This is a genomic window from Brachybacterium sp. GCM10030267 (assembly GCF_042666875.1).
Taxonomy (GTDB): Bacteria; Actinomycetota; Actinomycetes; order Actinomycetales; family Dermabacteraceae; genus Brachybacterium.
The window spans coordinates 212715-237988 of record NZ_JBHTCX010000007.1; the positions used below are offsets into that span (position 1 = coordinate 212715).

21 protein-coding genes and 1 tRNA gene are annotated in these 25274 nt (G+C 70.6%); 16 read left to right on the forward strand and 6 right to left on the reverse strand.

Annotated features, from left to right (window positions below; genetic code table 11):
- Positions 1 to 51 precede the first annotated feature (51 nt).
- Positions 52 to 1365: an isochorismate synthase MenF gene (locus ACFQS2_RS06280; protein ID WP_377793085.1), complete on the reverse strand. Its 1314-nt coding sequence runs from the start codon at positions 1363 to 1365 to the stop codon at positions 52 to 54.
- 176 nt (positions 1366 to 1541) lie between these two features.
- On the opposite strand from ACFQS2_RS06280, the gene ACFQS2_RS06285 reads away from it, so the two are divergent.
- Entirely contained in the window at positions 1542 to 3146 is a 1605-nt protein-coding gene (locus tag ACFQS2_RS06285; protein WP_377793086.1) for a DUF6350 family protein, read from the forward strand.
- Here the strand turns inward: ACFQS2_RS06285 and ACFQS2_RS06290 are convergent.
- The gene (locus tag ACFQS2_RS06290) at positions 3124 to 3549 is read right to left on the reverse strand and encodes a hypothetical protein (RefSeq protein ID WP_377793087.1); all 426 of its coding nucleotides are present in this window, start codon (positions 3547 to 3549) and stop codon (positions 3124 to 3126) included. The genes ACFQS2_RS06285 and ACFQS2_RS06290 overlap by 23 nt on opposite strands.
- 143 nt (positions 3550 to 3692) lie before the next feature.
- Between ACFQS2_RS06290 and purN the strand changes: the two genes are divergently transcribed.
- From purN to ppk2, 3 genes are all read left to right on the forward strand, one after another.
- Complete coding sequence (gene purN, locus ACFQS2_RS06295; protein ID WP_377793130.1) at positions 3693 to 4277, forward strand: phosphoribosylglycinamide formyltransferase; 585 nt, start codon at positions 3693 to 3695, stop codon at positions 4275 to 4277.
- A gap of 164 nt (positions 4278 to 4441) precedes the next feature.
- The gene (purH, locus tag ACFQS2_RS06300) at positions 4442 to 6121 is read left to right on the forward strand and encodes a bifunctional phosphoribosylaminoimidazolecarboxamide formyltransferase/IMP cyclohydrolase (RefSeq protein ID WP_377018140.1); all 1680 of its coding nucleotides are present in this window, start codon (positions 4442 to 4444) and stop codon (positions 6119 to 6121) included.
- Between the two features lie 151 nt (positions 6122 to 6272).
- Positions 6273 to 7178, forward strand: coding sequence for a polyphosphate kinase 2 (ppk2, locus tag ACFQS2_RS06305; RefSeq protein ID WP_377018139.1), 906 nt, complete (start codon positions 6273 to 6275; stop codon positions 7176 to 7178).
- A gap of 24 nt (positions 7179 to 7202) precedes the next feature.
- Here the strand turns inward: ppk2 and ACFQS2_RS06310 are convergent, their stop codons facing one another.
- On the reverse strand, positions 7203 to 8714 hold the full coding sequence (locus ACFQS2_RS06310) for an aspartate ammonia-lyase (RefSeq protein WP_377018138.1): 1512 nt from the start codon (positions 8712 to 8714) through the stop codon (positions 7203 to 7205).
- 273 nt (positions 8715 to 8987) lie between these two features.
- On the opposite strand from ACFQS2_RS06310, the gene ACFQS2_RS06315 reads away from it, so the two are divergent.
- Positions 8988 to 9278, forward strand: coding sequence for a DUF3017 domain-containing protein (locus ACFQS2_RS06315; protein WP_377018137.1), 291 nt, complete (start codon positions 8988 to 8990; stop codon positions 9276 to 9278).
- Positions 9279 to 9412: 134 nt separating this feature from the next.
- Here the strand turns inward: ACFQS2_RS06315 and ACFQS2_RS06320 are convergent, their stop codons facing one another.
- The gene (locus ACFQS2_RS06320) at positions 9413 to 10024 is read right to left on the reverse strand and encodes a carbonic anhydrase (RefSeq protein ID WP_377018136.1); all 612 of its coding nucleotides are present in this window, start codon (positions 10022 to 10024) and stop codon (positions 9413 to 9415) included.
- 39 nt (positions 10025 to 10063) lie between these two features.
- Here ACFQS2_RS06320 and ACFQS2_RS06325 point away from each other — a divergent pair, with 39 nt between their 5' ends.
- The 3 genes from ACFQS2_RS06325 to galK all read left to right on the forward strand — a co-directional run bounded on the left by ACFQS2_RS06325 (position 10064) and on the right by galK (position 14106).
- Positions 10064 to 11569 (forward strand): threonine/serine exporter ThrE family protein, encoded by a 1506-nt coding sequence (locus ACFQS2_RS06325; protein WP_377018135.1) that lies wholly within the window; start codon positions 10064 to 10066, stop codon positions 11567 to 11569.
- Positions 11566 to 12657 carry a lactonase family protein gene (locus ACFQS2_RS06330; RefSeq protein WP_377020016.1) on the forward strand — a complete coding sequence of 364 codons (1092 nt, stop codon included), beginning with the start codon at positions 11566 to 11568 and terminating at the stop codon, positions 12655 to 12657. Before ACFQS2_RS06325 ends, ACFQS2_RS06330 begins: the two co-directional genes overlap by 4 nt.
- A gap of 150 nt (positions 12658 to 12807) precedes the next feature.
- Positions 12808 to 14106, forward strand: a complete 1299-nt coding sequence (galK, locus tag ACFQS2_RS06335) for a galactokinase (protein WP_377020015.1) — start codon at positions 12808 to 12810, stop codon at positions 14104 to 14106.
- A 201-nt stretch (positions 14107 to 14307) separates the two neighbouring features.
- Here galK and ACFQS2_RS06340 read toward each other — a convergent pair whose 3' ends face one another.
- Entirely contained in the window at positions 14308 to 15387 is a 1080-nt protein-coding gene (locus tag ACFQS2_RS06340) for an adenosine deaminase (protein WP_377020014.1), read from the reverse strand.
- Positions 15384 to 16619 carry a pyridoxal phosphate-dependent aminotransferase gene (locus ACFQS2_RS06345; RefSeq protein ID WP_377020013.1) on the reverse strand — a complete coding sequence of 412 codons (1236 nt, stop codon included), beginning with the start codon at positions 16617 to 16619 and terminating at the stop codon, positions 15384 to 15386. Before ACFQS2_RS06345 ends, ACFQS2_RS06340 begins: the two co-directional genes overlap by 4 nt.
- A gap of 246 nt (positions 16620 to 16865) precedes the next feature.
- On the opposite strand from ACFQS2_RS06345, the gene ACFQS2_RS06350 reads away from it, so the two are divergent.
- From ACFQS2_RS06350 to rpoB, 8 genes are all read left to right on the forward strand, one after another.
- Positions 16866 to 16938: transfer RNA gene (locus ACFQS2_RS06350), tRNA-Trp, on the forward strand.
- Positions 16939 to 17001: 63 nt separating this feature from the next.
- Positions 17002 to 17274, forward strand: coding sequence for a preprotein translocase subunit SecE (gene secE, locus ACFQS2_RS06355; protein WP_377020012.1), 273 nt, complete (start codon positions 17002 to 17004; stop codon positions 17272 to 17274).
- 75 nt (positions 17275 to 17349) lie between these two features.
- A complete protein-coding gene (nusG, locus tag ACFQS2_RS06360; RefSeq protein WP_377020011.1) occupies positions 17350 to 18258 on the forward strand; it encodes a transcription termination/antitermination protein NusG in 909 nt (302 codons plus the stop codon).
- Between the two features lie 189 nt (positions 18259 to 18447).
- Entirely contained in the window at positions 18448 to 18879 is a 432-nt protein-coding gene (rplK, locus tag ACFQS2_RS06365; protein ID WP_377020010.1) for a 50S ribosomal protein L11, read from the forward strand.
- Positions 18880 to 18883: 4 nt separating this feature from the next.
- On the forward strand, positions 18884 to 19603 hold the full coding sequence (gene rplA / locus ACFQS2_RS06370) for a 50S ribosomal protein L1 (RefSeq protein WP_377020009.1): 720 nt from the start codon (positions 18884 to 18886) through the stop codon (positions 19601 to 19603).
- A 464-nt stretch (positions 19604 to 20067) separates the two neighbouring features.
- Positions 20068 to 20583 (forward strand): 50S ribosomal protein L10, encoded by a 516-nt coding sequence (gene rplJ, locus ACFQS2_RS06375; protein WP_377020008.1) that lies wholly within the window; start codon positions 20068 to 20070, stop codon positions 20581 to 20583.
- Positions 20584 to 20728: 145 nt separating this feature from the next.
- Positions 20729 to 21115: a 50S ribosomal protein L7/L12 gene (gene rplL, locus ACFQS2_RS06380; protein WP_377020007.1), complete on the forward strand. Its 387-nt coding sequence runs from the start codon at positions 20729 to 20731 to the stop codon at positions 21113 to 21115.
- 573 nt (positions 21116 to 21688) lie between these two features.
- Positions 21689 to 25177 carry a DNA-directed RNA polymerase subunit beta gene (gene rpoB, locus ACFQS2_RS06385; protein ID WP_377793088.1) on the forward strand — a complete coding sequence of 1163 codons (3489 nt, stop codon included), beginning with the start codon at positions 21689 to 21691 and terminating at the stop codon, positions 25175 to 25177.
- Positions 25178 to 25274 lie beyond the last annotated feature (97 nt).

Below are 25274 nucleotides of genomic sequence, written 5' to 3' on the forward strand. Positions count from 1 at the left end.
AGCATTCACTCCTGAGCCGGGCCGCGAGTCCCCGGCTGCGCCCCGGTCAGGTCAGGCGCGCCCGGCAGGATCCTGAGTCGGCTCGCCGCGCAGAGCGCGCAGCATCGGGCGGCACTTGGCGAGGACCTCAGCGTGTTCCGAGACCGGATCCGAGGCGGCCACCAGCCCGCCGCCCGCGTGCAGTCGTGCCGTGTGCTCATCGACCAGATGGGCCATCCGCAGCGCGATCGCCCACTGTCCATCGCCGTGGGCGTCCATCCACCCCACGGGTGCCGCATATCCGCCGCGGTCGTGCGTCTCCAGACGGGAGATGATCTCGTCGGCCGCGTCCCGGGGCGTGCCCGAGACAGCCGCCGAGGGGTGCAGCCGGGAGGCGACATCCAGGCTCGTCACGCCTTCGAGCAGCCTCGCGGAGACGTCGGAGGCCAGATGCTCCAGCCCCGGCAGACGCAGCACGAACGGCTCCGAGGAGACCTCGATGTCCTCGGCCAGGCCGGCGAGACGCTCGACCACGGACTCCGCGGCGAATGCGTGCTCGGAGAGCTCCTTGGCGTCGGCGCGGAAGGCACGACGGTCGGCCTCGTCCAGCTCGCCGTTGTCGGCCACCGGCCGGGTGCCCGCGAGCACGCGGGAGAAGACCCGGCCGTGCTCGGTCTGGGCGAGCATCTCCGGGCTCGCCCCGACCACGTCGTCCAGGTGGTACACCCAGGTGCTGGGATAGTCGCGGGCCAGTCGCGTCAGCAGCACCGCCGGCTCGATCGGGGTCCCGGAACGAACCGTCGTGCGCTCGGACAGCACGACCTTCGCGGCCCCGCCCTGCCGGATCTCCTCGACGGCGTCGCGGACCAGCCACTGGTACTCGTCCGGCGTGTGCTCCGCCTCCACCTCGAGGGCTCCCGGCGTCGCGGACACGACGGGGGAGGAGGAGAACAGATCCCGCCAGGAGGCCGGCATGACCGGGTCCTCGTCGACCCCGACCACGGTCAGGAATGACTCCCCGTCATGGACCCCCAGCACGGCCCGCGGCACCATCAGCACGGACGACCTCGCCGAAGAATCCGCGTAGGAGAAGCTGCCCAGTGCGAGCAGCCCGCTGGTGCGGGTGCGCACCTCATCATCGACGCGGGCACGGGCGGCGACCGCTCGGAAGGCGGCGCTGGCGGCGGCGAAGCGATGCGGGCCGGCCGTGCGCACCGACCATGCCGAGCCGAGCGCGACCATGCCCTGACCGTGCCGCAGCCATGCCGCGCTGACCCCGACCGGGATATGGCCCAGCAGGTCGACCGGCTCCTCGATGCGGACTGTGCGGGCGGAGAGCGTCACCGGTTCGGCGGCGGCCTCAGGGCTGGGATTCGGGGCGGACATCCGTGTCATTATGCGGCACCCGCCGCGCCCCGCGCCGTGACCTGTGTCCCCTCCCCGGATGCACGGCCCGGCCGCGCCGAGGTGCGACTATGGACCGGCGACCCCGACCTCGGGGTGCCGGCCCCGGAGCCCCCTCGGCTCCGCTTCCCCGTCGTGACCCGCCCAAGGAGCATCCCGTGAGCAGCAACGGCGACAGCATCGCGACGCCCGTGGCCCGTGGCGCGATCGCCGCGATCCTCTCCCTCGGGACGGCGCTCGCCGTGGTGGTGGTCCCTGCGCTGGCCGCCCAGGTCGCCGGCACGAGGTCCTCCGCGACCGTGCTGGACGCGGTGATCATCGCTCTGAACCTGCTGGTCCTCGGCCATGGCGGCGGGATCGTGCTGAGCACAGGGGTCGTCGAGGGCGCCGTCACCCTGACCCCGTTCGGGCTGCTCATCGTGCTGCTGGCGATCTCGTTGCTGGGCATGCGCCGGGTAGGACGGGCCCTGCGGCTGGTCCGCGACGACGGCGTGCTGCGCGCCCGCGCCCTGCGCGACGCCGGCGGGGCGCTGGGCTCCTATGCGTTCGTCTACGCCGTCGGGCTGGCGGTGCTGGCCGGGATCGGGCGCAGCGCCGAGGCCAGCCCCGTGGTGACCTCGGCGCTGGTCTCCGGCGCGATGATCGCCGTCCTCGGCGGCCTGGCCGGGGTGCTGTTCTCCCTGCGCCGTGACGCCACCTCGACGGTTCCCGGGGTGCGCGTGCTCGACCTCCTGCCCAGCCCGTACGGCGACATCGCCCGGGCCGCGCTGATCGCCGTGGTGGGCCTGCTCGGGCTCGGGATGCTGGTGACCGTGGTGATGCTGCTGGTCTCCCTGCCCGCGCAGTCCTCGCTGTTCGAGTCCCTCTCGCCCGGGATCGTCGGCGGCATCGTGCTGACCCTGATCCAGCTCGCACTGCTGCCGCTGCTGGCTCTGTGGGCGCTGGTGGTCGTCGTCGGCGGCACCATCGGTGTGGGCACCTCGACGGGGATCTCGCTGGCCGGCGCCGAGACCGGCGTGATGCCGGCGCTGCCCATGCTGGGTGCGCTGCCGGGCCCCGGGGACTTCCCCGGCTGGATGTGGGCGCTGCTGGTCCTTCCCGCGATCCCCGTCGCGGCCGGCGCCGTCAACCTCGTCGGCAACGTCGCGGACCTCGAGCTGCGCGACCGCGTCACCGCCTGGATCGCCTACCCGGCGTCGGTGATCCTCGCGGTGCTGCTGCTGGCGGGCCTGTCCACCGGTGGCATCGGAGACGGCCGCCTCGTCCACCTGGGCCCGCAGATGGACAGCCTGGTGCTCCCGCTGACGGGCATCGTGGTGGTCTCCACCGCTGTGGTGCTGGTGGTGATGGCCACCCCGCTGATCGACTGGTCCCGCGCCCTGGTCGCCTCGCTGCGCGAGAAGGTGGAAGGCGCCGAGAAGGCCGAGCGCTCGGAGACGACCCACCCTCGCGGACGCACCGCCCAGAACGACGCACACCGGCACACCCCGTCGCAGAGCGGGTCCGACACGCAACGGGACGTGCCGGAGTCGGAGCCCGTCCCGCGCACCGGCGGGGCCGGCGCTGGCGATGACGACCCGAGCGACGGACACAGCGAGTCCGACGCTGACGGCGACGCCGGCGAGGCACCGGGCTCGGCCGACGGACGAAGAGCGACCGACGAAGCGAGCGAGGCCGACGGACGAAGCGCGACCGGCGAAGGGGTCGAGGCCGAGGGCGACGCCGATGGCGCCTTCGGTCTCAGCCGCCCAGAAGACCGCTGAGCCATTCGGCCATCGAGTCCTGCGCCTCGACATCGCACTGCGACTGCGCCTGCTCGGTGATCGCCGTCGCGCGGCACTCCTGGATCTCCGCCATCGGCCCGTAGAACAGCAGCGAGAGCAGCGAGCCGGTGATGATCATCAGCGTGGCCGGCACGCCGATCACGGCCGCCATGATCGCCATGCCGCGGCGCCCCTCCCGGAAGGACTGCACGACCAGCAGGATCAGCAGCACCAGCGCGGCCAGGCCCGCCACCCCGGCGAACAGGGAGAACGGCAGGGGAGCGAGCGTCAGCAGCCAGGACGCCAGCAGCGCGAGCGTCAGCCCGCCCAACAGCCGACGGTGCCGCGCCGACCCCCTGCCGCTCGACGCCGTGCCCCGATCGCTGTTCTGTTCGCTGCTCATCGATCCCATTGTGCCCGCTTCGCCGGGACTGATCCTGATCAGCCCAGCCCAGCCCAGCCCCTCGCCGCAGATCGAGCCGGACAGGCCTCGGCCGGATGGGCGTGGAGCGTCGCGGTCGGTGCCCGCATTACGCTGACCCGGTGATGCGACATCCGGTGACCCGAACCCCCGTGGCCGTCCTCATCTCCGGCACCGGCTCCAATCTCGCCGCCCTGCTGCGCGCCGCCCAGGACCAGGACTGCCCGTACACCGTGGTCGGCGTCATCGCCGATCGCGACGCCTCCGGCCTCGAGCACGCCCGCGCCGAGGGGATCCCCACCGAGGTGGTGCGGCTCGGCGACCATCCGGACCGTCCGGCGTGGGATCAGGCCCTCGCGCGCGCCATGGCCCGCCTGGACCCGCAGCTGGTCGTGCTGGCGGGATTCATGAAACTCGTCGGCCCCCCGCTGCTGGAGGCCTACGGCGGACGCATCATCAACACCCACCCGGCCCTGCTCCCGTCCTTCCCCGGCGCCCACGGCGTCCGCGACGCCCTCGCCCACGGGGTGAAGGTCACCGGCGTCAGCGTCATCGAGGTGGACGCCGGTGTCGACACCGGCCGCATCCTCGCCCAGGCCCCGGTCGAGGTGCTGGACACGGACACGGAGGAGTCCCTCCACGAGCGCATCAAGCGTGCCGAGCAGCCGCTCCTGGTCGACGTCGTGCGGCGGCTGACCGCCGCGTCCTGACCCGGGCCGACTGATCCTGACCGAGCCGGGCACCGCCCGCGAGGTCCGGATACAGTGGCCTCACACGACTGGCGAAGGTGGGAGACCACCGGGGAGTGACGTCTGTGGGCATCGACCGCCTGGGTGCCCGCGGCAAGGAACAGATCCGAACAGGAGCACGCCACGTGAACACCGCTGCACGCCGCCCGATTCGCCGCGCCCTCATCTCCGTCTTCGACAAGACGGGCATCACCGAGCTCGCCCGCACCCTGGCCGATAACGGCGCCGAGATCGTCTCCACCGGCTCCACCGCCGCCACCATCCGCGAGGCCGGCACCCCGGTCACCGACGTCGAGACCGTCACCGGGTTCCCGGAGATGCTCGACGGACGCGTGAAGACCCTCCATCCCCGCGTCCACGCCGGGATCCTCGCCGACCAGCGGCTCGATTCGCACCGCGAACAGCTCAGCACCCACGAGATCGAGGCCTTCGACCTGGTCGTGGTGAACCTCTACCCCTTCAGCGAGACCGTCGCCGCCGGCGGCAGCTTCGAGGAGATCATCGAGAAGATCGACATCGGCGGGCCGTCCATGGTGCGCGGGGCCGCCAAGAACTTCGCCTCCCTCGCCGTGGTCGTCGATCCCCAGGACTACTCCCGGGCCGCCGACGCCGCCGCAGCGGGCGGGTTCACCCAGGCCGAGCGCCAGGAGCTGGCGACCATCGCGTTCACCCGCACTGCCGAGTACGACGAGGCCATCAGCGACTGGATGCTGAGCCGGCTCACCGAGGATGCCGACGAGGGCCAGGGCGCCGGCCCCGGCCGCGCGAGCGAGGACGAGGCCGACGGGCCCAGCGGCTCCGCCGCCTTCGTGCTGGACATGGCCGACGAGGAGGCCGCCGCCTCCGGCTTCCGCACCCTGCGCTACGGCGAGAACCCCCACCAGCGCGCCCGCGTCGCCGTCATCGACGACGACCAGCCCGGTATCGCCGGCGCCGAGCAGCTCGGCGGCAAGGAGATGAGCTACAACAACTACGTCGATGCGGACGCCGCCGTGCGCGCCGCCTTCGACCATGAGCGCCCGTGCGTGGCCGTGGTCAAGCACAACAACCCCTGCGGCATCGCCGTCACGGCCGAGGGCGAGGACATCGCCGGCGCCCATCGGCGTGCCCATGGCACCGACCCGGTCTCCGCCTACGGCGGCGTCATCGCCACCAACCGTCCGGTCACCCTCGCCATGGCCCAGCAGGTCAAGCCCGTCTTCACCGAGGTCATCCTGGCCCCGGCCTACGACGACGAGGCGCTCGACCTGCTGCGCACCAAGAAGAACCTCCGCATCCTCCGGCTCCAGGGCGCCTACCAGCGGCCCGTCGAGATCCATGAGATCTGGGGCGGCTCCCTGGTCCAGGATGCCGACCGCCTCGACGCGGAGGGCGATGATCCCGGCAACTGGACCCTCGCCGCCGGGGAGGCCGCCGACGAGGCCACCCTCGCCGACCTCGCCTTCGCCTGGCGCTCCGTGCGCGCGGTGAAGTCCAACGCCATCCTGCTGGCCGCTGACGGCGCGGCCGTCGGCATCGGGATGGGCCAGGTCAACCGCCTGGACTCCTGCCGCCTGGCTGTCACCCGTGCCAACACGCTCGGCGAGCACGCCGAGGGCGAGGCCGCCCCGGAGCGCGCCCGCGGCGCCGTGGCGGCCTCGGACGCGTTCTTCCCCTTCGCCGACGGCGCCCAGATCCTGCTTGACGCGGGGGTGAAGGCGATCGTCCAGCCCGGCGGCTCCATCCGCGACGAGGACGTGATCGAGGCCTGCCGCGCCGCCGGCGCCACGCTCTATCTCACCGGGACCCGCCACTTCGCCCACTGAGGCCCACGACCGCGTCCGAGCCCCTGCCCTCGGCAGCTCTTGCCTGCGCACATCCGCCCGTCGCGCCGGTGGGTCGTCCCGGTTTGTTCACCGCTCGGTCACGATGGAGACCTAGGGTGGGGTGCATAGACCAGCGACCGAAGGAGCGACCGTGAGGATCCCGGACAACCAGAGCCTGCGCGAGTACATCGAACATCTGCGCGAGGAGGGGTACACGGTCGCGGACGGGCACACCCCCGACCCCGACCTGATCGACCCCCAGGGCAACCCCGTCTACACCTGGCAGGAGGGGTACCCGTACGACACGCGCATGGACCGCGACGAGTACGAGCTCGAGAAGTACCGCCTCCAGGTGGAGCTGCTGAAGTACCAGTACTGGCTGGAGGACAACGACCAGAAGGCCATCATCATCTTCGAGGGGCGGGACGCGGCCGGCAAGGGCGGCACCATCAAGCGCTTCACCGAGCACCTCAACCCCCGCACCGCCCGCGTCGTCGCGCTGAACAAGCCCAGCGACCGCGAGCGCGGCCAGTGGTACTTCCAGCGCTACGTCCAGCACCTGCCCACCGAGGGCGAGATCGTGCTGTTCGACCGCTCCTGGTACAACCGCGCCGGTGTGGAGCGCGTGATGGGCTTCGCCACCCCGGAGCAGTACGAGACCTTCATGAACCAGGTGCCCTACTTCGAGCGCATGCTCGTCGACTCCGGTATCCACCTCACCAAGTTCTGGTTCTCGGTCTCGCAGAAGGAGCAGCGCACCCGCTTCGCGATCCGCCAGCTGGACCCGGTGCGCCGCTGGAAGCTGTCCCCGATGGACCTCGAGTCCCTGGACCGCTGGGAGGCCTACACCCAGGCCAAGGAGGAGATGTTCCGCCGGACGGACAAGAAGTACGCGCCGTGGACGATCATCCGCTCCAACGACAAGAAGCGTGCGCGCCTGAACGCGATGCGCTACTTCCTCTCCCAGTTCGAGTACGAGGACAAGGACCACGAAGTCGTCGGGAAGCCGGATCCGAAGCTGGTGATGCGCGGCAAGATGGAAGAGGCCGACGAGTGAGCTGAGCGCCGCCTCTGCCCGGGGTCAGTCGCCGCTGGACTCCGTGGGCAGGCGGGTGATCTCCCCGGAATCCAGCTTCGCGTTCTCCGGCGCGGGGAACGTGCCGGTGGAGGTGGCCCGCACCGGGGCGGTCATCGAGGCGGGGGAGAGCAGGCTCTGCAGGCGGCGCTCGTCGACCAGGCCGCGCTCCAGGACGAGATCGGCGACCGGGCGTCCCGTCTCCAGCGCGGTGGCGGCCACGTCCGTCGCGGCGGCGTAGCCGATCACCGGGACCAGGGCCGTGATCACTCCGATCGAGCGTCGCAGGTAGCTGTCCAGGACGTGCTCGTTCAGGGTGATCCCCGCGATGCAGCGATCGGCCAGGGTGTTCATGGCACGGATCATGATGCGCGTGGACTCGAGGATGTTGAAGCAGATCACGGGCTCGAACGCGTTCAGCTGGAGCTGCCCGCCCTCGGCCGCGAAGGTCACCGTGAGGTCGTTGCCGATCACCTCGAAGGCGACCTGGTTGACGACCTCGGGAATCACCGGATTCACCTTGCCCGGCATGATCGAGCTGCCCGGCTGCACGGCCGGCAGGATGATCTCCGCCAGGCCCGCCCGCGGCCCCGAGGACAGCAGCCGCAGGTCGTTGCAGATCTTGGAGATCTTCACCGCGATCCGCTTGAGGACCCCCGAGAACGTCACGAAGGCGCCGGTGTCGCTGGTGGCCTCGACCAGGTCCGCGGAGACGGTGAAGGGCACACCGGTGAGCTCAGCGAGCTCCTGCGTGGCCAACTGGGCGTAGCCCGGATCGGAGGTGATGCCGGTCCCGATCGCGGTCGCGCCGAGGTTGATCTCCTGGAAGAGGGTCGCGGTGCGGGTGAGGCGCTCGACGTCCTCGGCGATCGTCGTCGCCCAGCCGTTGAACTCCTGGCCGACCGTCATCGGCACGGCGTCCTGCATCTGGGTGCGGCCCACCTTCAGCACCGAGGAGAATTCCTCGCCCTTGGAGCGCAGCGTCCCGATCAGCGAGTCCATCGCATCCGCCAGCGCGGGGAAGGACAGCATCATCGCCAGACGCACCGCGGTGGGGTACACGTCGTTGGTGGACTGGCCGAGGTTGACGTGATTGTTGGGGTGCAGCCGGTCGTACTCGCCCCGCTGCCGGCCCAGGATCTCCAGCGCCCGGTTGGCGATGACCTCGTTGGCGTTCATGTTGGTGCTGGTACCCGCACCGCCCTGGATCATGTCCACGACGAAATGCTCGTGCAGGGCACCGTCGACGATCTCCGCGCAGGCCTGCTCGATGGCGGCGGCCCGCTCGTCATCGAGCGCCCCGAGCTGGTTGTTCGCGCGGGCCGCGGCCCGCTTGACCTGGGCCAGCGCCTCGATCAGACGGGGGAAGTGACTCAGCGGAACGCCGGTGATGTGGAAGTTCTCCCGCGCCCGCAGGGTCTGGATGCCGTAATAGGCGTCGGCCGGCACATCGCGGTCGCCGAGCAGGTCGTGCTCGCTCCGCGTGCCGGCGTGCTGCGTGGTACCGGGGACGGTCATCGCGGAATCCTCCAGATCGGGCGGACGGCCGACGGCAGTGCCGGCCCCGGCCAGGGTAACCAGCCGCGGCGACTGCCGCGGGCGTATCGAGGCCGTCTCGACGTCGTCGAGCAGTCGGGCAGTCACGTCGTCGAGCAGTCGGCCCCTCGGCCCCTCGGGCAGTCGGGCAGTCGGGCAGTCGGGCAGTCGGGCAGTCGGGCCGTCGCCCCGCCGGGCCGCCGGCCGATCAGACAGGCAGGCGCGCGGCCGGCGCGTCGGCCGTAGCATGGAGCCGTGCGTGCCGACCGATCCCCGTTCACCCTGCGTGCCGCTTTCCGTCGGCAGGCGGTACTGACGCTCGCCCTGTGCGCGCTCGCCGGGATCCTGGTCGTGGGCACGACGGTATCGACCCCGTGGGCGGGCGCCCTGCTCGCGGCGCTGCTGGGAGTGCTTGCACTGCTGCGCGCTGTGCTGCCGGTGCGCACCGTCGGCGCCCTGGCGGTGCGTTCGCGCGCGCTGGATGTGAGCGTGCTGGCCCTGCTGGCGATCGGGATCGGCGTGCTCTCGAGCGCACCGAATCTCTGACCCGGGTCGGCTCATCGCCGACGCGGGTCGGTCCCGCCGGCTCTCCGGGGGCCAGTCCGGTCGGCTCCCCGGCGGGTCAGCCCCTCGGCTCTCTCGGGGCCGGCCTCGTCGGCTCCGACGGGCTCTGACGCGGGTCAGTCCCGTTCCGGGTGCGCCGTCAGCAGGCGGATGCGGCCGTCGACCAGACCGTAGACCGCGCCGGCGACGGCCAGGCGTCCCTCCTCGTGTGCGCTGCGCACCAGGTCGGAGGAGGCCAGCAGGTCCTCGATCGTGCCGATCACGTGATGGTCCACGCCGTCGGCTGCGGAGCCGTCAGGGTCGAGGTGGCCGCGCACGCCCTCGACCAGCGCGGGCATCGCCCCGGGCAGCTCGCGGCCGTCGGCCAGGTACTGCTGGGCGGCACCGACCGCGCCGCAGGACTCGTGGCCCAGCACCATCGCCGCGGAGACGCCGAGCTGCTCGACGGCGAACTCGATGGAGGCCTGCACCGAGCGGTCCAGCACGTGCCCCGCGGTGCGGACCACGAAGAGGTCTCCGAAGCCCTGGTCGAGGAGGAACTCGACGGTCACCCGGGAATCGGAGCAGGCGAGGACCACGGCGAACGGCTGCTGTCCGCGGGCGAGCGCGCGGCGGTGCTCATCGCTCTGATGAGGGCGCTGCGAACGTCCTTCGGAGAACCGCGTGTTGCCCTCCAGGAGGGCCTCCAGCGCACCGTGAGGAGTATGACGATCGTGGGGGTCGGGCATGGTGTTTTCCACGGCGCCCAGTGTGGCACGATCAGAGCTGTGCCCACCGATTCCGCACGTCTGCATGCCGTATTCGACCTCGCCATGAGGATCGGCGAGGGCCTGCTCACGAACGGGGCCGCGGCCTCGGAGGTCACGGCCACCGTGCTGCGGGTCACCAGCTCCTCCGGCTACCGCAACGTCTCGGTCCAGGTCACTTTCGACGAGGTCACGATCTCCTACCTCGCCGACGAGTCCTCGGCCCCGTTCACCCGGGTCCGCTCGGCGGGCGCCCGGGTCCAGGACTTCGCACGGCTGGCCGCGTTCGAGGACATCACCCACGACTACATCTCCGGTGAGCTGCCGCTGGAGGAAGCCCGCCGCCGGGCCGAGGCGATTCCCCGCGAGGCCCCGGCGTACAAGCTGCCCCTGGTGGTCTCCGGCTTCGCGGTGATGGGCGGATCGGCCGCGCTGAGCTTCGGTGCCGGGGTGCTCGTGGTCGTCGCGGCGACCTTCACCGCCGGGCTGCTGATCGCGGCGGGGGAGTACCTTGCCCGGCTGCACATCCCCCCGTTCTACGGGCAGGCGCTCGGGGGCTTCCTCGGGGTCAGCGCCGCCGTGCTCGTGAACCTGATCGACCCCACCGTGAACTCCTCGATCGTGGTGGTCTCCTGCATCATCGTCCAGCTGGCCGGACTCTCCTCGATCGGCGCGGTCCAGGACGCCGTCACCGGCTGGTACGTCACCGCCGCCGGCCGCATCCTGGAGACGCTGATGATGACCGTGGGCGTCGTGGCCGGGGTGCGCGGCGGCATGCTGCTGGCCGACATGATCGAGGCCGACATCTCGGTCAGCGCCGCCCTGCCGCTCTCTCTGACCACCACCCTCGTCGTCGTCATCTCCGGGATCGGGATGGGTCTGGGCTACGGGGTGGGCACCCAGGTGCCGTGGCGCATGCTGCCCTGGATCTCGCTGGTCGCCGCAGGCTCGGCCAGCATCTCGCACCTGGTCAAGAGCCTCACCCCGGAGGGCGTGTACGCCGTGGCCATCGCAGCCTTCGTCTCCGGTGTCGCCTCGGTCGTCCTCGGTGATCGACTGCGGGCCCCGGGCCTGCTGTTCGTGATGGGCGGGGTCATCCCTCTGGTCCCCGGCAGTCGAATCTACGCGGGCCTGCTCGGGCTCAGCGGGGACATGTCCACCGGAGCGGCCGAGCTGTTCGCCGCCGCCGAGATCGCCGTGGGGATCGCCTCGGGGGCCGTGCTCGGGCAGATGCTGGCCTCCCGCGCGCTGCCCTACTTCCGGCGCAGCGGCATCGCCTACACCCCGAGCATCTCCTCGCCGTTCACCACCCTGCGCCGTCGTCGCCTGACGCTCGGTTCGCGACGCTTCCGCAGGCGCCGCGGGGCGCAGGTGGTCGAACCGTCTACGATGACGGGCGAGATGACAGCGCTGTCTCCCGCGATGTTCGAGGACCTCGAAGATCCCGGGGTCCCGGAGGAGAGCGGGGGCCCGGAGGATCCGCCGGAGAACCACGGGCGGCGCACCGACACCGAGGAGACCCCATGAGCATCCCCGCACTGATCGCCGTCGGCTGCTACTCCCGGAGCGGCACCGGCCGGGGCCCCGGTCTCGAACTGCTCCGGCTGACGACCGAGGGAACCGGCGTCCCCGGCGGAGCGGACGGTGCCCCGGCGCTGACGGTCGAACGCGGGGCGAGTGTGGAGCTGCCGGATCCGTCCTTCGTGCTGTGGAGCCCGGACGGGACGCTCCTGTATGCGGTGCTCGAGACCGATCCGGCCCGCGTGGTGGCGGTGCGCGTAGGGCAGGACGGCCGCAGCGCCGACGTCGTCGCTGATCATCGGCTGGCGGCCGCCGGTGGCTGCCACCTGGCCTTCGGGCGCTCCCCGTCGACCCTGCTGGTGGCCGGCTACGGCTCCGGCACCGTCGAGACCGTGCGCCTGGACGCCGAGGGCCTGCCCGTCGAGTCGGTCGACCGCGATGACCACCATTCCCTGGCCGACGGCGGCCGGCCGCACCCCCACCAGGTGGTGGCGCTTCCCGGCACCGACCTCCTGGCCGTTCCGGATCTCGGCCTGGACCGGGTGTTCCTCTATCGCCAGGACTCCACCGGAGAGGTCGACCTGGCGGGCGAGATCCCCCTGCCGCGCGGCAGCGGCCCGCGCCACCTCGCGCCCGACCATGAGTCCGAGCAGCTGCACATCTCGTGCGAGCGCTCCGGCATGATCGCGACCGCGGTGCGACGGGACGTCCCGGCCGAACGCCCCGGCGCGTCGGCTCCGCAGGGTGCGACGCGCGAGTGGAGCGTGCGCTCGAGCACCGCCGCCAGCGGCCGGGAGGGTGACAACGCGCTCTCGCACGTGGAGCTGTCGGCCGACGAGTCCGTGCTGCTGGTCGCCAATCGCGGGCCGGACACCGTCTCCGCGCTGTCGCTGGCCCAGATGCGGCCGCAGCTCGTCTCGGAGATCGAAGTCGGGGCGCACCCGCGCCACTTCACCCGGCTCGGCGACCTGGTGCTGGTCGCTGCCCAGGAGAGCGACCGCATCGACGTGCTGCGCCTGGAGCGGGACGAGCTCTCCGTGGCCGGGGACCCGATCCCCGCGCCGTCGGTGGCCTGCCTCGCGCTCAGGCCCTGACAGCGGCCGCGGCCGCTGCTCACGCGCGTGAACCTCACGCGCTGACGAGGGCCGCCGACGCCCCGGGGGTTACACTTTCGGTCGCCGTGCCGGGGCCTACCGCGCGGTATGGCCAGTGCCCCGGCCCTCAAGAGTTCCGGAAGGAAGACGATGACCTCTGCCGCAGACGCCGGCACCGCCGAGACCCTGACCGAGGGCGCCCGATCCGTCGGCGCCCGAGCGGCGGACTCCACGGCCGACGGATCCGCCGCGGTCGTGCTGTCCGCCGCCCCCGATCGCACCGAGGCCGCCGAGCGGGCGGAGTCGCTGTTCCTCGAGTCCTTCGGATACCAGCCCGACGGGGTCTGGTCGGCGCCCGGACGCGTGAACATCATCGGCGAGCATGTCGACTACCAGGACGGGCTGTGCCTGCCGATGGCGATCTCGCACCGCTGCTACGCGGCGGCCGCCCGGACGCCCACCGACCGGGTGCGCCTGCGCTCCGCTCAGGACGATCGGGTGCTCGATATCGACGCGCGCGACCTCGAGCCGGGAGCGATCGACGGCTGGCCGGCGTACGTCGCCGGCGTGCTGTGGGCCCTGCGGCCCTACATCTCCGGGGCCACCACCCAGGGCATGGATGTGATGATCGACGGCCAGGTGCCGCTCGGTGCGGGACTGTCCAGTTCCGCCGCGCTCGAATGCGCTGCGGCGGAGGCCATCGAGGCGCTGCTGAGCCTGGGGACCGGTCCGCTGGATCGGGTCAAGGCCGCCATCACCGCCGAGACCTCCTTCGCCGGGGCGTCCACGGGCGGGCTGGATCAGTCCGCCGCGGTGCTCTCCCATGCCGGCCACGCCCTGTTCCTGGACTGCCGTGACTTCTCCACCCGGGCCGTGCCGTGGGACCTCGCCCAGCAGGGCCTCGCGCTGCTGATCACCGACACCCGCGCGGAGCACTCCCATGTCGATGGCGAGTACACCGCGCGCCGCGCGGACAGTGAGCGCGCCGCCGAGGCCCTGGGGGTGGCGACCCTGCGTGAGGCCGATGCCGGTCGGCTCGAAGAGCTGCTGCCGCGCATCGAGGACGAGGTGGTCCGTCGCCGTGCCCGCCACTCCATCACCGAGATCCAGCGGGTCAAGGACTTCGACGCACTGCTCGCCTCCGGCACCGTGCGCGAGAACGTGGCCGAGCTGGGCCGGCTGCTGAATGCCTCCCACGATTCCCTCCGTGAGGACTATGAGGTCACCGTCGCCCAGCTCGATGTCGCGGTCGACGCGGCGCGTGCGGCCGGTGCCCACGGCGCCCGCATGACCGGCGGCGGTTTCGGAGGGTCGACGATCGCCCTGGTCGAGGCCGACGAGGCCCAGAGCGTGGCCGAGGCGATCGCGGCAGCGTTCGCCGAGCGCGGGTTCACCGCCCCGGAGTTCTTCCTGGCCCTGCCGTCCGAGGGCGCCGGCCAGGACCGCTGAGCTCTCCGGGGCCGGCCAGGGCCGCTGAGCTCCCCGGGGCCGGCGGCGCCCGTCTCCCTGCGGGTCCATTGCTCCCCGCGGGCCCATCCCGGTTCTTTCTCCGGGCCTATTCCGGCGGCCGGATGGGTTGGGTTCCGATACGTTCCACTCAGCTGGTACGGATCGGAACCCAACTGGGTCGAGGCCTCGGTCGGGTGGAGGTCAGGCCCGGTCGGGCGGGTCGCCTCCCGGCCAGTCACCCTCCGGCCGTACGCCCTCCAGCCAGTCGCGCACGCCGGCCAGGAGCCGCGTGCGGGTCGCGTCGTCCGCGCCCGAGAGCCTGATGGAGGCGGCGGCGAGATCGGCGAGCTCGGGGTCGGAGAGCCCGACGGCCCGGGCGGTCTCGTACTGGTCCAGGAGGCGGGAGCCGAACAGCAGGGGATCGTCGGCCCCGAGGGCGACCTGCGCTCCGGCGTCGACCAGCTGCCGCAGCGGCACATCGCCGGGCTCGGCGACGACACCGAGCGACGCGTTCGAGGCGGGGCAGACCTCCAGGCCGATATCGGCCTCGACGATGCGCTCGAGCAGGCGAGGGTCCTCGGCCGCACGCACCCCGTGGCCGAGACGATCGGGAGCCAGGTGCTCCACCACCTCCTGGACGTGGTCCGGTCCCAGCAGCTCCCCGCCGTGGGGCACCGAGAGCAGCCCGGCTCCGCGGGCGATGCGGAACGCCGGCCCGTACTCCTCGGTGGTGCCGCGGCGCTCGTCGTTGGAGAGGCCGAAACCGATCACTCTGCCCGCGTGACGCGCGGCGAGGCGCGCGAGGGTTCGGGCGTCCATGGGGTGCCGGGTACGGGAGGCGGCGACGATGATCCCGATGCTCACTCCGGTCGCCGCTTCGGACCGCTCCGCCTGGTCCAGCACGATCTCCATCGCCGCGGTGAGCCCACCGACGAACGGCGCGTAGCTGGTGGGATCGACCTGCAGCTCCAGGCGTCCCGAGCCCTCGGCGGCATCGTCCTGCGCCGCCTCGTGGATGATCCGGCGCATGGCGTCCTCGCCGTCGACGACGGCACGGGCCGCGTCGTACTGCCGCTGGAAGCGGAACCAGCCGCGGTGGGTCGGCTCGACCTGCAGTGCCACCTCATCGGTCAGTGACCGAGGCAGCAGGATCCCGCGCTCGCCGGCGAGGTCCCGCAGGGTCGAGGTGCGCATCGACCCCGTGAAGTGCAGGTGCAGATGCGCCTTCGGCAGAGCGGCGAGGTCGCGCGGGGTGCCCTCGTCCGGGCCCGCGGGGCTCACTCGGACAGCAGCGCGGCCAGACGGTCGATGCCCTCGGCGAGGTCGTCGTCGTTCAGTGCGTAGGAGAAGCGCAGGTGGCCGGGGGCCCCGAAGGCCTCGCCGGGAACGGCGGCGACCTCCGCCTCCTCCAGCATCACGGTCGCCAGCTCGGTGGACGTGGTGACCTGCCTGCCACGGATCTCGCGGCCGAGCACGCCGGAGACGTCCGGGAAGGCGTAGAACGCCCCGGTGGGGGTGGGCACGGTGAAGCCCGGCACGGCCGCCAGCTTCTCGACGATGGTGCGGCGGCGACGGTCGAAGGCCTCGCGCATGCGTTCGACGGGCTCCGTCGGCCCGGTCAGTGCGGCGATCGCGGCGCGCTGGGCGATGTTGTTGACGTTGGAGGTCAGGTGGGACTGCAGATTGCCGGCCGCGGCGACGACGTCCCGCGGCCCGACCATCCAGCCCACGCGCCAGCCGGTCATCGCGAAGGATTTCGCCACTCCGCCGAGGATCACGGTGGTCTCGGCGAGTTCGGGGACCGCCGCGAGGATCGAGGTGAAGGCGACGCCCTCGTAGGTGAGGTGCTGGTAGATCTCGTCGGTGATCACCCACAGCCCGTGCTCCAGGGCCCAGGTGCCCAGCTCGCGCAGCTGCTGCTGGGTCATGACCGCGCCGGTCGGGTTCGACGGGGAGCACACGACGATCGCGCGGGTGCGCTCGGTGCGGGCCGCCTCGAGCTGAGCGATCGTGGGCACGTAGCCCTGGTCCGCGCCCGCCAGGACCGGCACGTCCGCGGCCCCGGCCAGGCGGATCGCCTCGGGGTAGGTCGTCCAGTACGGGGCCGGCAGCAGCACCTCGTCGCCCGGGTCCAGCAGCGTTGCGAAGGTCTGGTACACGGCCTGCTTGCCGCCGTTGGTCACGAGGGTCTGGGCCGGCTCGACGGTCAGACCGGTGGAGGCGGAGACGCTCTCGGCCAGGGCCTGCCGCAGCGCCGGCAGGCCGACGGCGGGGGAGTAGCGGTGGTTGACCGGATCCGATGCCGCCTCGATGGCCGCGTCGACGATGTGCCGGGGGGTGGGGAAGTCGGGCTCGCCGGCGCCGAAACCGATGACCGGGCGCCCGGCGGCCTTGAGCTCCTTGGCCTTGGCGTCGACCGCGAGGGTGGCCGACGGGGCGATCGCGCCGACCCGCTGCGAGATGCGGGCGCGCTGAGGAGTGCTGGCAGAGGTGGGGACGTCGTCGGTGATCACCCGCCTATCGTGGCAGAGCTCTCCCCGCGGTGCCAGGTCGCCCGAAGTGTGGATCACCGGCGATGGCGGGCTGCGCGAGTCGGCTCTGCGGCCCGGGCGCAGCGGTGCCGAGCCGTGGGCCGATGTGATCTGGCGCGGGCGGATTCGCACAGGGTCGCCCCGGCTTGTATGCTGATCGCTGGTCAGATTCGTGCCCGTTCTTCGAGGCGGTACGGACCAACCTCACGGGGGACTTTTCCCGCGTGGAGGGCAGTGGCGCAATTGGTAGCGCAGCGGTCTCCAAAACCGCAGGTTGCAGGTTCGAGCCCTGTCTGCCCTGCCGGCCCGGTCGGGTCCGCCCGGCCGGATACGGATGACCTCGAGGAGATCGGACAGTCCAGACGTGAATTCCAGCCAGAACGCCCCGTCGGCGCCCACCAGCGGCGACGCCCAGGGCTCCGGGTCCAGCAACCCGTTCGTGGCAATCGGTCTGTTCATCCGCCAGGTCATCGCGGAGCTCAGGAAGGTCGTCGTCCCGACCCGTAAGGAACTGGTCGTGTACTCGATCACGGTCCTGGTGTTCGTGATCGTGATGATCCTGCTGATCTTCGGCCTCGATGCCGGATTCAGCTGGCTGTCCCGGACTGCGTTCTCGTCTCCCGACGCGGGAGTCTGAGCGGGTCCGCGCCGAGCAGCACGCCGCACCGCGCCCGACCATTCCACAGCCGTCAGGAAGGCAGGTTCCCCGCTGATGAGCGACCAGACCTCATCCCCCGAAGAGTCCTACCAGGACGTCGACGACTCCCTGTCGTTCTCGTCGTCTCCCGAGACCGACGCAGCGCCCCAGGCGGCTGACGCCGAGGCGCAGAGCTCCGAGGCCGAGCTCGCCGAGGATGCCTCTGTGGATCAGCAGGCTCCCACCGAGGAGGGTGAGGACGCCGCGGAGACGGCCGCCGACCCGGACGACGGCGACGCCGAGCCGGCCACCGGTGACGAGGCCGCGGAGTCCGAAGCGCCCCAGGAATCCGAGGACTCCGAGGAATCCGAGCAAGAGGACCCGCTGGTCGAGCTGAAGCGTCATCTGCGCTCCGCTCCCGGCGAGTGGTACGTCGTCCATTCCTACTCCGGCCACGAGAACCGCGTGAAGTCCCAGCTCGCGACGCGTACCGAGACCCAGGACATGGAGGACTACATCTTCGAGGTCCAGGTCCCGATGGAGGACGCGACCGAGGTCAAGAACGGCCAGAAGAAGATCGTCCGCCGGGTGCGGGTGCCCGGGTACGTGCTGGTGCGCATGGACCTGACCACCGAATCGTGGCGTGTGGTCCGCGACACCCCGGGCGTGACCGGCTTCGTCGGCAACGCGACCGACCCGACGCCGCTGAGCTTCGACGAGATCTACTCGCTGCTGGAGCCCTCCGTCGGCCTGCCGGAGAAGAAGCGCTCCTCGGGCGGCACTCCGAGCAAGCCCGCCGCCGCGCAGAAGATGCCCGATTTCCACGTGGGCGAGTCCGTCACCGTCATGGACGGTCCGTTCGAGACCATGCCGGCGACGATCTCCGAGATCCACGCGGAGACCCAGAAGCTCCAGGTGCTCGTGTCCATCTTCGGGCGCGAGACCCCGGTCGAGCTCGGCTTCGATCAGGTCACCAAGATCTGATCGGACCCGTTCGGCGCCGCGGCCTGCGCCGCGGCAGTACGACCAGGATCACCCTTGATCCCGGTCGACGCCGACGCGACGTGCAGGTAGCGTCGCACCGGACCTGACGCCGCCCCCGGCGCGCCCAGGTCCTCGCAGTGGGAGGAGCATGATGAGCTCCGCCCGGACCACGACACAGAGAGAAGAGCAATGGCTCCCAAGAAGAAGATCGCGAGCGTCATCAAGCTCCAGATCCAGGCCGGCCAGGCCACACCTGCGCCGCCCGTGGGTCCCGCGCTCGGCGCTGCCGGCGTGAACATGATGGAGTTCGTCAAGGCGTACAACGATGCGACCGCCGATCAGCGCGGCAACATCATCCCGGTCGAGATCACGGTCTACGAGGATCGCTCGTTCACCTTCATCACGAAGACCCCGCCGGCCGCTGAGCTCATCAAGAAGGCCGCCGGCCTCCAGAAGGGCTCGGCCACTCCGCATACGGACAAGGTCGGCACGATCACCCAGGCTCAGGTCCGCGAGATCGCGGAGACCAAGATGCCTGATCTGAACGCGAACGACATGGATACCGCGGCGAAGATCGTCGCCGGGACCGCTCGTTCCATGGGCATCACGGTGGAGGACTGACGAGATGGTATTCCGTAGCAAGGGTTACAAGGACAGCGCGGCCAAGGTCGAAGCGGGCCGCGAGTACTCGCCGCTGGACGCCCTGCGTCTGGCCCAGAAGACCTCCCCGGCGAAGTTCGACGCGTCCGTCGAGGTCGCCATGCGTCTGGGCGTCGACCCGCGCAAGGCCGATCAGATGGTCCGCGGCACGGTCAACCTGCCCAACGGCACCGGTAAGACCTCCCGCGTCATCGTCTTCGCGACCGGTGCGCAGGCCGACGCGGCCCTCGAGGCCGGGGCCGACGAGGTCGGCGACGACGAGCTCATCGAGAAGGTCGCCGGCGGCTGGACCGACTTCGACTCGGCCGTCGCCACGCCGAACCTGATGGGCAAGGTCGGTCGACTGGGCCGCGTGCTCGGCCCCCGCGGCCTCATGCCGAACCCCAAGACCGGCACGGTCACGATGGACACCGCCAAGGCCGTGTCCGACATCAAGGGCGGCAAGATCGAGTTCCGCACCGACCGTGCAGCGAACCTGCACTACCTGATCGGCAAGGTCTCCTTCACCGATCAGCAGCTGGTCGAGAACTACGTCGCCGCCCTCGATGAGATCCTCCGGCTGAAGCCGTCCTCCTCGAAGGGCCGCTACATCTCGAAGATCACCGTGTCCACCACCATGGGCCCGGGCATCCCGGTCGACGTGAACCGCACGCGCAACCTCCTCGAGGACACCGACGAGGCCTGATCCGGCAGTCTGATCGGGCCTGATCGAGCTCCTGCGAGCTTGTGGCCGGTCGGAGATCAGTCAGTCCGGTCCGGCACGGCCGGCCCGTCGCGCCATAGTTCGGCACCTGGGATTCATGCTCACTCGAGCATGCGTCCCAGGTGCCGAACTGCATTCGTGGGGCGGTGCTGTGAGGCACTTCGCTCCACGCGGGGTAGTGGCTCGCGCCGCGTCCCGGTAGTCTGTAGGCACCGAAGACCGCCGGTCGTCGCCCTCGACCCCGAGAGCGACCGAAGAAATCCCGCACGGGATGGCCTGCGCAGGTGTAGAAGCGACCTCGCACGGTCGTGCCCATCCGGTATGTGCCGGAGCCCTCGCGGCGCGGGCATCACGTGCGAATGAGGCCTCGACACCTGCGTGTCGAGGCCTTTTCCGTGCCTGAGGACGACTTCACCCGTCGGCGAGAGACCTCTGGAAGGAGGGCCATGGCGAATCCCGACAAGGTGGACGCCGTCTCGGAGATCGCGGATCTGTTCCGCGAGTCCGATGCCGCCGTCATCACCGAATATCGCGGGCTCAGCGTGGGGGAGCTCCAGGAGCTCCGCCGCTCACTGGGTTCCGAGACGACGTACGCCGTGGTGAAGAACACGCTCACGGAGATCGCCGCCCGCGAGGCCGGCATCACCGCTCTCGATGGCACGCTCAGCGGTCCGACCGCTATCGCCTTCATCAAGGGTGAGCCGGTGGAGCCTGCGAAGGCTCTGCGTGACTTCGCCAAGACGCACGACAGGCTCGTGATCAAGTCCGGTCTCTTCGAGGGCAAGGCGCTCTCGAAGGAGGACGTCCAGAAGCTCGCGGACCTCGAGTCCCGCGAAGCGATGCTGGCCTCGGCCGCCGGCGCCATGAAGGCGTCGCTGTCCAAGGCTGCCGCAACGTTCGCCGCGCCGCTGTCCAAGACGGCACGCGCCGTGGACGCACTGCGCGCCAAGCAGGAGGCCTGAGGCCCTCGGGCCCCACGCTTCCGCAGTCCGCAGCCTCAGGGCTGCACCCGGAGCCCCTGAGCGGGGCACCGGACCGCAAGACCTGGCGCAGTGCGCCGCCTTACACCGCAGGGACCACGTCCCGCTTACAGGAAGGAACGCCACCATGGCGAAGCTCAGCAACGACGAGCTCATCGAGGCTTTCAAGGAAATGTCCCTCATCGAGCTCTCCGAGTTCGTGAAGCAGTTCGAGGACGTCTTCGACGTCACCGCCGCCGCTCCCGCGGCCGTTGCCGCCCCGGCCGGCGGTGGCGGCGAGGCTGCACCCGCCGAGGAGGAGAAGGACGAGTTCGACGTCATTCTCGATTCGGCCGGGTCCGCCAAGATCGCCGTCATCAAGGAGGTGCGCGCCCTGACCTCCCTCGGTCTGAAGGAGGCCAAGGCGCTCGTCGACGAGGCCCCCAAGCCCATCCTCGAGGGCGTCAAGAAGGACGACGCCGAGGCCGCCAAGGAGAAGCTCGAGGAGGCCGGCGCGACCATCAGCCTCAAGTGATCACCGGCGCTCGCCCTGGCGAGCGCCTGGCTTGAGGGCGGTCTCACCGCCTGCAGACTCGCTCTGCTGCCCGAAGGGCCGTCCCGCTCCCGCGGGGCGGCCCTTCGTCGTGCCTGCGGTCCACGCGCTCACGCGCTGCGTCGGCGCGGCCGCGGAGTGCGACCGTGCGCCCGCGTGGCGCGACCGCGCGACACGAGACCCCCGCATCGCGCGCGGCCTGCTTGACTCCGGCGGGATTTGCGTCCATTCTGTCTGCCGTACGGAGCTGTTCCTGCCGCATGCGCCCCGCTGAGCCGAGCTCGCGGAGGCCGGTCGAGCCAGACGGGCAGGAGGCACCGGACGAAAATTTCCGCGCCAGGCATATAGCGGCCGACGCGGATGGACCGGCCACGTCGCGGGCCTTGTGTCCATCCGCGATTTTGTGTATGCTCAGTCCTTGCGCTGCGCGTCGCCCGTAGGTTCTGCTGCTCTGCTCGTCTTCGACGTCATTGTTGGCTGCTCTGCCTGCTCCACTGCCCTGACGGGTGTTCGCCGCGCCTGGGATTCCGTCATCGGCCTGTGGAAGGACCCCCCTTGGCTGCCTCGAGCACCGATCGCACCACCGACATCGCACTTCGCACCGCCTCCCCTCGCGTCACCTTCGCGAAGCTCGGCGACCCCATCGACGTTCCGGATCTGCTGAGTCTGCAGACCACCTCGTTCGACTGGCTGCTGGGCAACGAGCGCTGGCAGGAGCGTGCCGCCGAGGCCGCTGCCGCCGGTCGCGAGGACGTCCCGCAGAGCTCCGGGCTCGCGGACATCCTCGAGGAGATCTCTCCTATCGAGGACTTCGCGGGCAACATGTCCCTCTCCTTCCGGGACCACACCTTCGACGACCCGAAGTACACGGTCGAGGAGTGCAAGGAGAAGGACCTCACCTACGCCGCTCCGCTGTACGTCATCGCGGAGTTCATGAACAACGAGACCGGTGAGATCAAGACCCAGACGGTCTTCATGGGCGAGTTCCCGCTCATGACCGACAAGGGCACCTTCATCATCAACGGCACCGAGCGCGTCGTCGTCTCGCAGCTGGTCCGCTCCCCGGGTGTGTACTTCGAGGAGAACGTCGACAAGACCAGCGACAAGCACGTCTTCAGCGCGAAGGTCATCCCCTCGCGCGGCGCCTGGCTCGAGTTCGAGGTCGACAAGCGCGACCAGGTCGGCGTGCGCATCGACCGCAAGCGCAAGCAGTCGGTGACGACCCTGCTGCAGGCACTGGGCATGTCCCACAGCGACATCCTCGAGGAGTTCGGCGAGTTCGAGTCGATGCGCTCGACGCTGGAGAAGGACCGCATCTCCTCGCAGGACGAGGCGCTCATGGACATCTACCGCAAGCAGCGCCCGGGCGAGCCGCCCACGCGCGATGCGGGCGAGGCCATGCTCAACAACCTCTACTTCAACGCCAAGCGCTACGACCTCGCGAAGGTCGGTCGCTACAAGATCGGCAAGAAGCTCGGTCTCGAGGGCAGCCTGTCGGAGTCCACCCTCCGCCTCGAGGACATCGTCGCCACGATCAAGTACATCGTCGCCCTGCACGACGGCGTCGGGGAGTACACCAGCTCCGCCGGGAAGGCCGTGCGCGTCGAGACCGACGACATCGACCACTTCGGCAACCGTCGCATCCGTGCGGTGGGCGAACTGATCCAGAACCAGATCCGCACCGGTCTCTCCCGCATGGAGCGCGTCGTCCGCGAGCGCATGACCACGCAGGACGTCGAGGCGATCACCCCGCTCACGCTGATCAACATCCGGCCCGTCACCGCGGCGATCAAGGAGTTCTTCGGAACCTCCCAGCTCTCGCAGTTCATGGACCAGAACAACCCGCTGTCGGGCCTGACCCACAAGCGTCGCCTCTCGGCGCTCGGCCCGGGCGGCCTCTCCCGTGACCGCGCCGGCATGGAGGTCCGCGACGTCCACCCGTCGCACTACGGCCGCATGTGCCCGATCGAGACCCCTGAGGGCCCGAACATCGGCCTGATCGGCTCGCTGGCGACCTTCGCGCGGATCAACCCGTTCGGCTTCATCGAGACCCCGTACCGCAAGGTCGAGGGCGGCCTGGTCACCGACGAGATCGTCTACCTCACGGCGGACGACGAGGACCGGCACATCATCGCCCAGGCCAACGCCAAGATCGGCGAGGACGGGCGCTTCGTCGAGGACCAGGTGCTGGTGCGTCTGGCCGGCGGCGACCCCGACCTGGTCGATGCGGCCGACGTCGACTACATGGACGTCTCCGCGCGTCAGATGGTCTCCGTCGCCACCGCGATGATCCCGTTCCTCGAGCACGACGATGCCAACCGCGCCCTCATGGGCGCGAACATGCAGCGCCAGGCCGTGCCGCTGCTCCGCGCCGAGATGCCGCTGGTCGGCACCGGTATGGAGCGTCGCGCAGCGGTCGACGCGGGTGACGTGGTCGTCGCCGAGAAAGGCGGTGTCATCGAGGAGCTCTCGGCCGACCTCGTCGTCGTGATGGCCGACGACGGCACCCGGCAGACCTACCCGATCGGGAAGTTCCAGCGCTCCAACGCCGGCAACTCCTACAACCAGCGCGTGCTGTTCGACGAGGGTGACCGCGTCGAGGCCGGCTCGATCCTGGCCGACGGTCCCTCGACCGACCAGGGCGAGCTCTCGATGGGCAAGAACCTGCTGGTCGCCTTCATGTCGTGGGAGGGCCACAACTACGAGGACGGCATCATCCTGTCCTCGCGGCTGGTCCAGGACGACGTGCTCACCTCGATCCACATCGAGGAGCACGAGGTCGACGCCCGCGACACCAAGCTCGGCAAGGAGGAGATCACCCGGGACATCCCGAACGTCGGCGACGACGTGCTGGCCGATCTCGACGAGCGCGGCATCATCCGCATCGGCGCCGAGGTGGAGCCGGGCGACATCCTCGTCGGCAAGGTGACCCCGAAGGGCGAGACCGAGCTGACCCCGGAGGAGCGCCTGCTGCGCGCCATCTTCGGTGAGAAGGCCCGCGAGGTGCGCGACACCTCGCTGCGCGTTCCCCACGGCGAGTCCGGCACGGTCATCGGTGTGCGCGTGTTCACCGATGACGAGGACGGCGACATCCTCCCCACCGGTGTCAACGAGATGGTCCGCGTCTACGTGGCCCAGAAGCGCAAGATCACCGGCGGCGACAAGCTCGCCGGCCGCCACGGCAACAAGGGCGTCATCGCGAAGATCCTGCCGGTCGAGGACATGCCGTTCCTGGAGGACGGCACCCCGGTCGACATCATCCTCAACCCCATGGGCGTGCCCGGCCGCATGAACATCGGCCAGGTCATGGAGACCCACCTGGGCTGGATCGCGAAGTCCGGCTGGGACCTCGACCCCGAGGACGAGGCGTCGGCCGAGCTTCCCGAGGCGGCTCTGCACGGCGAGCCCGGCACCCCTGTGGCCGTCCCGGTCTTCGACGGCCTCTCGGCCGAGGAGGTCACCGGCCTGATCGCCAATCACAGCCCCAACCGGGACGGTGTGCGGATGGTCAAGGAGGACGGCAAGGCGCAGCTGTTCGACGGTCGCTCCGGCGAGCCGTTCCCGGAGCCGATCTCCGTGGGCTACATGTACATCCTGAAGCTCCACCACCTGGTGGACGACAAGCTGCACGCGCGGTCGACGGGCCCGTACTCGATGATCACGCAGCAGCCGCTGGGCGGTAAGGCCCAGTTCGGCGGCCAGCGCTTCGGTGAGATGGAGGTGTGGGCCCTCGAGGCCTACGGCGCCGCGTACGCCCTGCAGGAGCTGCTGACGATCAAGTCCGACGACATCTCCGGCCGCGTCAAGGTCTACGAGGCGATCGTCAAGGGCGAGAACATCCCGGAACCGGGTATCCCGGAGTCCTTCCGCGTGCTGCTGAAGGAAATGCAGTCGCTGTGCCTGAACGTGGAGGTGCTCTCCAGCGACGGCACCGCCCAGGAGGTGCGCGAGAGCGACGAGGAGGTCTTCCGGGCCGCCGAGGAGCTCGGCATCGACCTGTCCCGCCGGCCCCACGAGGGCGTCGGCTCCATCGAAGAGGTCTGAGCGACGGGAACCCGGGAGCGCGCAGCGGTCGCAGGAATCCCCGCACCTGCAGCGCCTCCCGGACCCCTCCCTCGGCCCCCCGTTCCCTCAGACCCCA

Bases quoted from the DNA above. Each gene is read 5' to 3' on its own strand.
- ACFQS2_RS06280 (WP_377793085.1), bottom strand. From the start codon at position 1,365: ATGTCCGCCCCGAATCCCAGCCCTGAGGCCGCCGCCGAACCGGTGACG.
- ACFQS2_RS06290 (WP_377793087.1), bottom strand. From the start codon at position 3,549: ATGAGCAGCGAACAGAACAGCGATCGGGGCACGGCGTCGAGCGGCAGG.
- purN (WP_377793130.1), top strand. From the start codon at position 3,693: ATGCGACATCCGGTGACCCGAACCCCCGTGGCCGTCCTCATCTCCGGC.
- ACFQS2_RS06310 (WP_377018138.1), bottom strand. From the start codon at position 8,714: ATGACCGTCCCCGGTACCACGCAGCACGCCGGCACGCGGAGCGAGCAC.
- ACFQS2_RS06320 (WP_377018136.1), bottom strand. From the start codon at position 10,024: ATGCCCGACCCCCACGATCGTCATACTCCTCACGGTGCGCTGGAGGCC.
- ACFQS2_RS06330 (WP_377020016.1), top strand. From the start codon at position 11,566: ATGAGCATCCCCGCACTGATCGCCGTCGGCTGCTACTCCCGGAGCGGC.
- galK (WP_377020015.1), top strand. From the start codon at position 12,808: ATGACCTCTGCCGCAGACGCCGGCACCGCCGAGACCCTGACCGAGGGC.
- nusG (WP_377020011.1), top strand. From the start codon at position 17,350: ATGAGCGACCAGACCTCATCCCCCGAAGAGTCCTACCAGGACGTCGAC.
- rplK (WP_377020010.1), top strand. From the start codon at position 18,448: ATGGCTCCCAAGAAGAAGATCGCGAGCGTCATCAAGCTCCAGATCCAG.
- rplA (WP_377020009.1), top strand. From the start codon at position 18,884: ATGGTATTCCGTAGCAAGGGTTACAAGGACAGCGCGGCCAAGGTCGAA.
- rplJ (WP_377020008.1), top strand. From the start codon at position 20,068: ATGGCGAATCCCGACAAGGTGGACGCCGTCTCGGAGATCGCGGATCTG.
- rplL (WP_377020007.1), top strand. From the start codon at position 20,729: ATGGCGAAGCTCAGCAACGACGAGCTCATCGAGGCTTTCAAGGAAATG.